Annotated in this window: 11 protein-coding genes; 3 read left to right on the top strand and 8 right to left on the bottom strand. The window is 64.3% G+C overall.

Going from position 1 to position 9,099, the window contains the following annotated elements:
• Positions 1 to 4: 4 nt before the first annotated feature.
• On the bottom strand, positions 5 to 211 hold the full coding sequence (locus ABMA46_RS16755) for a hypothetical protein (protein ID WP_349001034.1): 207 nt from the start codon (positions 209 to 211) through the stop codon (positions 5 to 7).
• Positions 212 to 543: 332 nt separating this feature from the next.
• On the opposite strand from ABMA46_RS16755, the gene rpsD reads away from it, so the two are divergent.
• Together rpsD and ttcA are read left to right on the top strand one after the other, a co-directional pair.
• Positions 544 to 1,161, top strand: a complete 618-nt coding sequence (gene rpsD, locus ABMA46_RS16750) for a 30S ribosomal protein S4 (RefSeq protein WP_349001032.1) — start codon at positions 544 to 546, stop codon at positions 1,159 to 1,161.
• Between the two features lie 124 nt (positions 1,162 to 1,285).
• Complete coding sequence (gene ttcA / locus ABMA46_RS16745; RefSeq protein ID WP_349001031.1) at positions 1,286 to 2,149, top strand: tRNA 2-thiocytidine(32) synthetase TtcA; 864 nt, start codon at positions 1,286 to 1,288, stop codon at positions 2,147 to 2,149.
• A gap of 9 nt (positions 2,150 to 2,158) precedes the next feature.
• On the opposite strand, the gene ABMA46_RS16740 is transcribed toward ttcA, so the two are convergent.
• Both ABMA46_RS16740 and grxD read right to left on the bottom strand, forming a co-directional pair.
• Entirely contained in the window at positions 2,159 to 3,421 is a 1,263-nt protein-coding gene (locus ABMA46_RS16740; RefSeq protein WP_349001029.1) for a multidrug effflux MFS transporter, read from the bottom strand.
• Between the two features lie 195 nt (positions 3,422 to 3,616).
• A complete protein-coding gene (gene grxD / locus ABMA46_RS16735; RefSeq protein WP_349001027.1) occupies positions 3,617 to 3,952 on the bottom strand; it encodes a Grx4 family monothiol glutaredoxin in 336 nt (111 codons plus the stop codon).
• Between the two features lie 147 nt (positions 3,953 to 4,099).
• Here grxD and ABMA46_RS16730 point away from each other — a divergent pair, with 147 nt between their 5' ends.
• Positions 4,100 to 4,903, top strand: a complete 804-nt coding sequence (locus ABMA46_RS16730; protein ID WP_349001025.1) for a phosphodiester glycosidase family protein — start codon at positions 4,100 to 4,102, stop codon at positions 4,901 to 4,903.
• Positions 4,904 to 4,906: 3 nt separating this feature from the next.
• Here ABMA46_RS16730 and ABMA46_RS16725 read toward each other — a convergent pair whose 3' ends face one another.
• The 5 genes from ABMA46_RS16725 to ABMA46_RS16705 all read right to left on the bottom strand — a co-directional run bounded on the left by ABMA46_RS16725 (position 4,907) and on the right by ABMA46_RS16705 (position 9,051).
• Positions 4,907 to 5,140 carry a BolA/IbaG family iron-sulfur metabolism protein gene (locus tag ABMA46_RS16725; protein ID WP_136360105.1) on the bottom strand — a complete coding sequence of 78 codons (234 nt, stop codon included), beginning with the start codon at positions 5,138 to 5,140 and terminating at the stop codon, positions 4,907 to 4,909.
• A 59-nt stretch (positions 5,141 to 5,199) separates the two neighbouring features.
• Positions 5,200 to 5,709 (bottom strand): hypothetical protein, encoded by a 510-nt coding sequence (locus ABMA46_RS16720; protein WP_349001024.1) that lies wholly within the window; start codon positions 5,707 to 5,709, stop codon positions 5,200 to 5,202.
• The gene (gene purL, locus ABMA46_RS16715) at positions 5,675 to 7,900 is read right to left on the bottom strand and encodes a phosphoribosylformylglycinamidine synthase subunit PurL (RefSeq protein ID WP_349001022.1); all 2,226 of its coding nucleotides are present in this window, start codon (positions 7,898 to 7,900) and stop codon (positions 5,675 to 5,677) included. Before purL ends, ABMA46_RS16720 begins: the two co-directional genes overlap by 35 nt.
• A gap of 43 nt (positions 7,901 to 7,943) precedes the next feature.
• Positions 7,944 to 8,468 carry a hypothetical protein gene (locus tag ABMA46_RS16710; protein ID WP_349001020.1) on the bottom strand — a complete coding sequence of 175 codons (525 nt, stop codon included), beginning with the start codon at positions 8,466 to 8,468 and terminating at the stop codon, positions 7,944 to 7,946.
• 166 nt (positions 8,469 to 8,634) lie between these two features.
• A complete protein-coding gene (locus ABMA46_RS16705) occupies positions 8,635 to 9,051 on the bottom strand; it encodes a hypothetical protein (RefSeq protein ID WP_349001019.1) in 417 nt (138 codons plus the stop codon).
• Between the last annotated feature and the right edge of the window lie 48 nt (positions 9,052 to 9,099).

Genomic DNA, 9,099 nt, shown 5'->3' with positions numbered 1-9,099 from the left:
GTGCTCAGCGGTACCAGCAATGTCTTGTCTTGTAGCGGATGGTGTGGGGGCGATGGTGGCGCCACACGACCTTCTTTTTCCAGACGACCCGGCATACCTTGTGATGCCGCGCGTGGTGATGGTCGCGTGCCATCGCCGGTTCGGAAGAGACGACTGACATGGAACCGGCAAGCAAGGCCGCGCCGGCAAGTGTAAGGAAGAATTTTCTCATCTCGATCTGCGTTCCTCTGTTGAAGTCCCTTCCATGCGGTTCGGAAGGTGTCGGTGCTCGAAGGACGGACCGGGCTGGCGATCCAAGCCTGTGCTTGACATCGCGCGAATGCCGGTCTATCCACCCGCCGAACACCGGGCGGGAACGTCCGGTGCTTTATTTTGTTCCGCAGATCGGCCTGATTGCCGGTCTGTATCCACGACGTGTCCCGTGGATTTCGCTGCTCGCTGCGGCGAAATCCTGTCAGGCTCCGAAAACGGGGGCCAGAGGAGGGCGCGTTTCCTTCACCCGAAACGTGAGGTTTCGGGCGTATCGTTTTGAAAGGGAATGCGATGAGCAAGCGCGAATCCGCAAAGTACAAGATCGACCGCCGTCTCGGCGAAAACATCTGGGGCCGTCCGAAGTCCCCGGTCAACAAGCGCGAATACGGCCCCGGCCAGCACGGCCAGCGCCGCAAGGGTAAGCTGTCCGACTTCGGCCTGCAGCTCCGCGCCAAGCAGAAGCTGAAGGGTCACTACGGCGACGTTTCGGAAAAGCAGTTCCGCAAGGTCTACGAGGAAGCCAACCGCCGCAAGGGCGACACCTCGGAGAACCTGATCGGCCTGCTGGAATCGCGCCTCGACGCCATCGTCTACCGCGCCAAGTTCGTGCCGACGATCTTTGCTGCGCGCCAGTTCGTCAACCACGGCCACGTCAACGTCAACGGCCGTCGCACCAACATCGGTTCTTACCGCTGCAAGCCGGGCGACGTGATCGAGGTGCGCGAGAAGTCGAAGCAGCTCGTTTCGGTGCTGGAAGCCGTGCAGCTCGCCGAGCGCGACGTGCCGGACTACATTGAGGCCGACCACAACAAGATGGTCGCTACTTATCAGCGCGTGCCGGGCCTGGCCGATGTGCCGTTCGCCGTGCAGATGGAGCCGAACCTGGTCGTCGAGTTCTACTCGCGCTAAGGTTTCGCTTCTCGCAAGCATTCAAAGGCCGCCTTCGGGCGGCCTTTTTGCGTTCCGGCGCTTCCGCCGGCTCCACAAAGGCGTTAGGTCACGACCTTCACCGACGAAGAACCGGCGGAATCCCATGAATATCCACGCAGACACCGAATTCCTCGCCGACGAGCCCGGGGACGGCTGTCACCCGCTCTTCCGCGCCGTTCCGTCCTCCGTCGAGTTCAACAAGCTGCGCAAGCGCCTGCTCAGGCAGGCGCGGCAGGCGATCGAGGATTTCGCGATGTCGAAGTCCGGCGAGCGCTGGCTTGTGGCGCTGTCGGGCGGCAAAGATTCCTACGGGCTGCTGGCGCTGCTGCTCGACCTCAAATGGCGCGGCCTGCTGCCGGTGGAGCTTCTGGCCTGCAATCTCGATCAGGGCCAGCCGAACTTTCCCAAGCATATCCTGCCCGATTACCTGACCGCCAACGGTATCGACCATCGTATCGAATATCAGGACACCTATTCGATCGTCACCGACAAGCTGCCGGAAAACAGCACCTACTGCTCGCTGTGTTCGCGCCTGCGGCGTGGCCACCTCTACCGGATCGCGCGCGAGGAAGGCTGCTCGGCGCTGGTGCTAGGCCACCACCGCGAGGACATCCTCGAAACCTTCTTCATGAACCTCTTCCACGGCGGGCGGCTCGCCGCCATGCCGCCGAAGCTCGTCAACGACGAGGGCGACGTGCTGGTGCTGCGGCCGCTCTCCTACTGCGCCGAGGCCGATCTGGAGAAATTCGCCGCGGCCATGCGCTTCCCCATCATCCCCTGCGACCTGTGCGGTTCGCAGGAGGGGCTGCAGCGCAATGCCATGAAGGCGATGCTGGACGATATCGAGAAGCGCATGCCCGGCCGCAAGGACACCATGATCCGGGCGCTCGCCAACGTCCGGCCTTCGCACCTGCTCGACCGGAAACTGTTCGATTTCGCCAGCCTTGCGCCGACGGTTGAAGGCTAACGCGCTCTGCTACTCGCCGAAACCGCCGCCCGGCTCCACCGGCGCGTTGTGCGGCTGGAACAGCTTGCCGTTCTCGGCGATCAGCACGGCGACGAAGGCGCCAGCCGAGACGAGGCAGAACCCGGCCGCCAGCGGCGTGACCGTGCCGTTGTAGGCCTGGCCGATGATCGTGCCGAGAAGCCCGCCGCCGAAGGTCTGCAGGAAGCCGAGCACCGAGGAGGCCGTGCCGGCAACCGCGCCGAGCGGCTCCATCGCCAGCGCGTTGAAATTGGAGCCGAGCATGGCGAATGGGACCATCGCCGAAGCGAAGATGGCGATGAACAGCGGCAGCGGGATCGGCCCGCGCAGCGAAAGCAGCAGCCACAGCAGGCTGATCGAGAGCAGCGCGATCAGCGCACCCTGCGACAGGCGCCGCATGCCGATGCGTCCGACCAGGCGGGCATTGGCGAAGTTGGAGACCGCGATCATGCCCGCAACGCAGGCGAAGATCACCGGAAACAGCTCGCCGACCCCGTAGAGCCCGACATAGATCTGCTGGGCGGAGTTGATGAAGCCGAACATCGCCGCGAAGGCGAAGGTGCTGGCGAGCGCGTAGCACAGCGCCACCCGGTTCGACAGCACGGTGGTGAAGCCGCCGATGATCGCCTGCGATGTCAGGGGGCGCCGATATTGCGGATGCAGCGTCTCGGGAAGACGCAGCGTCACCCAGGTCGAGATCAGAATTGCGCCTATCGCCATCGCCACGAAGATGAAGTGCCAGCTCGCGAACAGGATCACCAACTGGCCGATGCTGGGAGCGATGACCGGGATGGCCATGAACACCATGAAGATCAGCGACATGACCTCGGCCATGCGCCGGCCCTCGAAGGTGTCGCGCACGATCGAGACGGCGATGACGCGCGTCGAGGCGGCACCGATGCCCTGCACGAAGCGGCAGAGCAGCAGGGTCTCGAAGGTCGGTGCCACCGCGGCTGCACCCGAGGCGAGCACATAGATGACGAGGCCGGCCAGCAGCGGCGGGCGGCGGCCGAAACGATCGGACAGCGGGCCGAAGAACAACTGCGCGAAGCCGAAGCCCAGAATGTAGGCCGGGATGACATATTGCCGGTGATTTTCGTTCTCGACCCCCAGCGACGCGCCGATCTGCTGCAAGGCCGGCAGCATGATGTCGATGGCCAGCGAATTCAGCGCCATCAGCGCCGCGCACAGTGCGATGAATTCCCACCGCGCAATACGCATCGTCGTCGGGGCAGGGATGGCCTGCTGGTCCATGGCAAATCCAGTCGTCAAACGAAAATGCGCCGGCAGGCCAGCGCATGGGGCTCGTCAGCTTCCCTCGCGGGAATGGGGTTGGCGAGGCGGGGCAACCTCGGCCGGGACATGTCCGCACCAGCGTCGGCGGACATGCATCAGATCAAAAAATCAAAACGGGACGTGGCGCCAGACGCGCCACGCTCTCGCGAAAAATCAGGCGGCGCCTTTGACGCTGACGCCCTTCTCCTCGAGGAAGGACTGCAATTCGCCGGCCTGGAACATCTCGCGGATGATATCGCAGCCGCCGACGAACTCGCCCTTGACGTAGAGCTGGGGGATGGTCGGCCAGTTGGAATAATCCTTGATGCCCTGGCGCAGCTCGTTGGAGGTGAGCACGTTGATGCCCTTGTAGTCCGCGCCGACATAGTCGAGGATCTGCACGACCTGGCCCGAGAAGCCGCACTGGGGGAAGCCCGGCGTGCCCTTCATGAAGAGGACCACGTCGTTGCTCTTCACCTCACTGTCGATGTAGTCGTTGATTCCGCTCATGGGTTGCCCTTTCGCGCTCGTGGGAGTCGAGCTGAAACATGACACTCAGATAACCCCCAAGGCGACCCGAAACAAGCCGTTTGCCGGTTTGCCGGGGAAATGGCGCAAGAATTGAAGCGATTTGGGCCAAATGGACGACGAGCCGACATGCCTCGACGCTCTTTGATCGCGGCGCTGGCTTTTTTCGTGGCCGCCGTCGCGCTGCTTCTTGCCGGCCTGCTCCTGTGGCGACCGATGCCGACGCCGAAACCGCCCTTGGTGGTCGGCGAACTCCCCGCCATCTGCCGCGACACCGGTTTCGAGGGCGTGCCCTACGCGGTCTGCGAGATCGACCCGCATCGCCATGCTGTCGTCCTTGCCCGCGCGGACGGCAACGGCAAGCCCTACGGATCGCTACAGGCCTTCGACACGGTGGTGACGGCGAAGGGGGCGCCCGTCCTGCTCGCCATGAATGCCGGCATGTATCATAAGGGGCTCGGCCCGGTCGGCCTGTTCGTCGAGGACGGACGGCAGGAGACGCCGCTGAATACGGCCGAGGGGGAGGGGAATTTCTTCCTCAAGCCGAACGGCGTATTCTTCGTGCGGCCGGACGGCAGCGCCGGCGTTCTGGAAACCGGCGCCTATGCGGCGGCGCATCCCGATGTCGCCTACGCCACGCAGTCGGGGCCGATGCTGGTCATCGACGGCGCTATCCATCCGCGCTTCGAGGAAAACGGCTCGTCGCGCTACATCCGAAACGGCGTCGGCGTGCGCGCCGACGGAACGGTGGTGCTGGCGATCTCGCGATCTCCCGTCAGCCTCGGCTCCTTCGCACGGCTGTTCCGGGACCGCTTGTCGTGCCCGAACGCACTGTTCCTCGACGGCGCCATCTCGAGCCTGTCCGATGGCGAGCGCACGCTGATCGGCGGCAAGGACCCTGTGGGGCCGATATTGGCGGTGCGAGAGAAGTAGAGATTACTCCGGCACGCTGGTTTGCAGCGCCAGCGCGTGCAGCACGCCGCCCATGTTGCCCTTGAGCGCGTCGTAGACCATCTGGTGCTGCTGGACGCGGCTCTTGCCGCGAAAGCTCTCTGCAACCACCTCGGCGGCGTAGTGGTCGCCGTCGCCAGCGAGGTCGCGGATCGTCACGCGGGCATCGGGTATGCCCTGCTTGATGAGGCGTTCGATGTCGTGGGCGTCCATGGCCATTGTCGGTTCTCCTCTGCCGCCCAGAGGTAGGTGACAAACCGATCGGCATCAACGGAAAATCAGTCGGGGTCCACGACATAGTGGCGGGCCATGCCGACGGCCTCGATGAACAGCGCCAGCGTCACCAGAATCGATCCCAACACAAGGATCGCCCGCGCCGCGTCCCACAACGGAAAGCCGCCGGAAGCATTGCACGCCAGCGCGTCGCCCAAGGTTTCCACCCAGGTGATCGCAAGCGAGATCGCGAAAAGGACGATGCCGGCCTTGGGATAGGCCCTGTTCCGCGCGGGCGTGCTGAAACGGCTCATGCCGACAAGAAAGACGATCGGCAGCGCATAGACGGCGCTCATGGCGAGCAGAAGAGGAAGCGTTCCGATTGCGAGATCGAACGAGGCGCCGGCGGGTAGTCCGGCGCAACTCGCCGGATCGAAGACGGTGTAGGGATAGAATGCCAGGGGCGCCGCCGCCCAGCAGGCCAGAAGCGACAGCCAGAAGCCGACGAGACAGGCGGCGAGCAGCGTGCGGCGCAGCCCGTCACGCATCCATGTAGCGGGGGAACCAGCCTTCATGCGCGGTCTTCATCTCCGCGACCGGTATGGCGCGCGCCTCGCCGAGCTTCAGATCGGCGCCGCCGGTGGTGCCGATCCACGGCGCGAAGACGCCGGCTTCCTTGGCCTCTTTCCACAAATCCACCATCTCCTGGCCTTGCGGGTCGAGGTTGACGGTGACGAGGTAGCGGCCCTGGTCTTCGCCGAACCAAACCGGAACGGCGTCCACGCCGGCAAGGCCGGGAACAGCGGCGCCGATGCCGGACGCCATCGCCATCTCGGCCAGCGCCACGGCCAGGCCCCCGTCGGACAGGTCGTGGCAGGCGGTGACGACGCCGGAGGCGATCAGCTTGCGCACGAAATCGCCGACCTTCTTTTCGTGTGCGAGGTCGACCGGCGGCGGCGGGCCGTCTGTGCGGCCGTGGATCTCGCGCATATAGGCCGACTGGCTGAGATGGATGCCCCACAGCGTCGGCGCGCCGACCAGCAGGATAGGCTGGTTTTCAGCTGCAAAGCCGATGCGCGCCATCCTGCCCCAGTCGGCAATCAGCCCGACTCCGCCGATGGTTGGTGTCGGCAGGATGCCCTGGCCGTTGGTCTCGTTGTAGAGCGAGACGTTGCCCGAGACGATCGGGAAGTTGAGCGTCCGGCAGGCCTCGCCGATGCCCTCGATGGCCTTGACGAGCTGGCCCATGATCTCGGGCCGCTCGGGGTTGCCGAAATTGAGGTTGTCGGTCGCCGCCAGCGGCAGCGCGCCGGTGGCGGTAAGGTTACGCCAGCATTCGGCTACCGCCTGCTTGCCGCCCTCGAACGGGTCGGCCTCGCAATAGCGCGGCGTCACGTCGGAGGAGAAGGCGAGCGCCTTGGTGGCGTGGCCTTCCACGCGCACCACGCCAGCGTCGCCGCCCGGAATCTGGAGCGAATTGCCCTGGATCAGGGTGTCGTACTGCTCCCACACCCAGCGCCGCGAGGACAGGTCGGGGCCGCCGAGCAGCTTGAGCAGCGCGTCGGCGACGTCGGCCTTCGGCGCGTCGTCCGGCTTGAACGCGGCCGGCTTCTTCGGTTCCACCCACGGACGGTCGTATTCCGGGGCCTGGTCGCCGAGATCCTTGATCGGCAGGTCGGCGACCTGCTCGCCCTGGTGAATGACGCGGAAGCGCAGATCGTCCGTCGTCCTGCCGACGATGGCGAAGTCCAGCCCCCATTTGGTGAAGATCGCCTCGGCTTGCTTCTCCTTTTCGGGGCGCAGCACCATGAGCATGCGCTCCTGGCTTTCCGAGAGCATCATCTCGTAGGCGCTCATGCGTTCCTCGCGCACCGGCACCTTGTCGAGGTCGAGTTCGATGCCGAGGTCGCCCTTGGCGCCCATTTCGACAGCCGAACAGGTCAGGCCGGCCGCGCCCATGTCCTGGATGGCGATGACCGCGCCCGACGCCATCAGTTCCAGGCAGGCCTCCAGCAGGCATTTCTCGGTGAAGGGGTCACCGACCTGCACGGTCGGGCGCTTTTCCTCTATGGAGTCGTCGAACTCGGCCGAGGCCATGGTGGCGCCGCCGACGCCGTCGCGGCCGGTCTTGGCACCGAGATAGACGACGGGCAGGCCGACGCCCTTGGCTTCCGACAGGAAGATGCCGTCTGCCTTGGCGATGCCCGCGGCAAAAGCGTTCACGAGAATATTGCCGTTATAGCGCGCGTCGAAATTCACCTCGCCCCCGACCGTCGGCACGCCGAAGGAGTTGCCGTAGCCGCCGACGCCTGAGACCACACCCGCCACAAGGTGCTTCGTCTTGGGATGTCCCGGATCGCCGAAGCGCAGCGCGTTCATGGCCGCCACCGGCCGCGCGCCCATGGTGAAGACATCGCGCAATATGCCGCCGACGCCGGTCGCCGCGCCCTGGTAGGGCTCGATATAGGAGGGGTGGTTGTGGCTCTCCATCTTGAAGACCACGACCTCGCCGTCGCCGATGTCGACCACGCCGGCATTCTCGCCCGGTCCCTGGATGACCACGTCCCCCTTGGTCGGCAGGGTGCGCAGCCATTTCTTGGATGATTTGTAGGAACAGTGCTCGTTCCACATGGCCGAGAAGATGCCGAGTTCGGTGAAGCTCGGCTCGCGCCCGATCAGATCGAGGATGCGCTGGTATTCGTCCGGTTTCAGACCGTGCGCGGCGATCAGTTTATCGGTGATCGGCACGGCGTTGGAAATCGTCATCGGTTCCTGTCTCGGCTCGGGCAGCGTCGATCCACGACCTAGTTCACGTGTTGCGATAAATCCAGACCGAACACGCTGCCGTGTAGAGATAAGACATCATTTCTAGCGTTTCCTCGACACCTTCCATGTGACGTCTTTCCATCACCTCGGCCGCGACAAGCAAGACGAAGGCGACGCCGAGAGGCCAGAAGAGGAAACTCCAGCGCGGTTTCAGCGCGTCGATCACGTCATTGCGCCGCGGGACGAGGACGGCAAGCAGAACAATGCTGAAGACGGCGGAAAGCGCGTACTTCGTCGGATCGTAGAGACAGACGCCGCCCGGATAGAACGAGCTGTCGCAACGCGGCGTCTCGCGCATGAGCACATGCAGCATGATGAAGGCAAGAACCGCGCAGATCAGGGCGACGGGACCTCTTCCGCGCCAGGTTCTGGCGGCGAACACGAAAATCGGAGCCAGGATGACCGCGCTTTGTAGACCTTCGATCGGTCCATTCTCGGCGAAGAAGAAGTCGTCCAGATTCGTTTGAACGTCGATGTACCATCCAAATAGCGCGCCGAAGACGAGCATTGCGCCTCCAAGAGCCAGCCAGGGCAGGAGGCGCGGATAGCGCGCGGGTTTGTCGGCCATGTCAGAAGGCTCCCCCCAAAGACATTGAAGGATGTCCGTAAGCGCGGTGAAGCACGATCCGCAAGGCTCACAGGCTGCTAAAGCACAGGAAAAGGCAGAACCAGTGTCAGGAAGCGGTGGTGCAACCGTTGTTTCCGCCCTGCCAGCGGCCGATGTCGGAGCCGATGCGCCCAGCCAAGGGCCCGTCCATCAGCGGTCCGTAGACGTCGATGCGGCGCGAATTGCCGGTTGCCTGCACGACCAGCAGCGGCTTGCCGCCGTAATGCTTGGCCGGCACCAGCAGGAAACGCGGCGTGCCGCCGAAATTGTTGAGCTCGTTGGCCATCTGGTAGTCCTTGAAGGCCGGGTCCTTCGAGGCGATCCAGCATTTATGCGCGGCGATGGCGACCTGCTCCATCGCCTGAAGCGAAGCGCTCTTGCCCCCGCCGCCACCCGAACCATTGTAGGATTTGGACTGGCAACCGGCCAGCGCGAGCGTCGAGGCTGCAAGGAGGATGCCGGCGGCTGCGAAACGGATCGTCATGCTCTCATGTCGTCCTGCTCAAGGGGCGAATCGATCAGACGAGACAGA

The sequence above is a fragment of the Mesorhizobium hunchu genome, from assembly GCF_040081975.1.
GTDB lineage: Bacteria > Pseudomonadota > Alphaproteobacteria > Rhizobiales > Rhizobiaceae > Mesorhizobium > Mesorhizobium hunchu.
Note: the sequence above shows the minus strand (reverse complement) of the source record. Positions and strands in the feature narration are given on the sequence as shown.

What these genes read in the sequence shown, in the direction of transcription:
- ABMA46_RS16755 (WP_349001034.1), bottom strand. Translation starts at nt 211, where the DNA reads ATGAGAAAATTCTTCCTTACACTTGCCGGCGCGGCCTTGCTTGCCGGT.
- rpsD (WP_349001032.1), top strand. Translation starts at nt 544, where the DNA reads ATGAGCAAGCGCGAATCCGCAAAGTACAAGATCGACCGCCGTCTCGGC.
- ttcA (WP_349001031.1), top strand. Translation starts at nt 1,286, where the DNA reads ATGAATATCCACGCAGACACCGAATTCCTCGCCGACGAGCCCGGGGAC.
- ABMA46_RS16740 (WP_349001029.1), bottom strand. Translation starts at nt 3,421, where the DNA reads ATGGACCAGCAGGCCATCCCTGCCCCGACGACGATGCGTATTGCGCGG.
- grxD (WP_349001027.1), bottom strand. Translation starts at nt 3,952, where the DNA reads ATGAGCGGAATCAACGACTACATCGACAGTGAGGTGAAGAGCAACGAC.
- ABMA46_RS16730 (WP_349001025.1), top strand. Translation starts at nt 4,100, where the DNA reads ATGCCTCGACGCTCTTTGATCGCGGCGCTGGCTTTTTTCGTGGCCGCC.
- ABMA46_RS16725 (WP_136360105.1), bottom strand. Translation starts at nt 5,140, where the DNA reads ATGGCCATGGACGCCCACGACATCGAACGCCTCATCAAGCAGGGCATA.
- ABMA46_RS16720 (WP_349001024.1), bottom strand. Translation starts at nt 5,709, where the DNA reads ATGAAGGCTGGTTCCCCCGCTACATGGATGCGTGACGGGCTGCGCCGC.
- purL (WP_349001022.1), bottom strand. Translation starts at nt 7,900, where the DNA reads ATGACGATTTCCAACGCCGTGCCGATCACCGATAAACTGATCGCCGCG.
- ABMA46_RS16710 (WP_349001020.1), bottom strand. Translation starts at nt 8,468, where the DNA reads ATGCTCGTCTTCGGCGCGCTATTTGGATGGTACATCGACGTTCAAACG.
- ABMA46_RS16705 (WP_349001019.1), bottom strand. Translation starts at nt 9,051, where the DNA reads ATGACGATCCGTTTCGCAGCCGCCGGCATCCTCCTTGCAGCCTCGACG.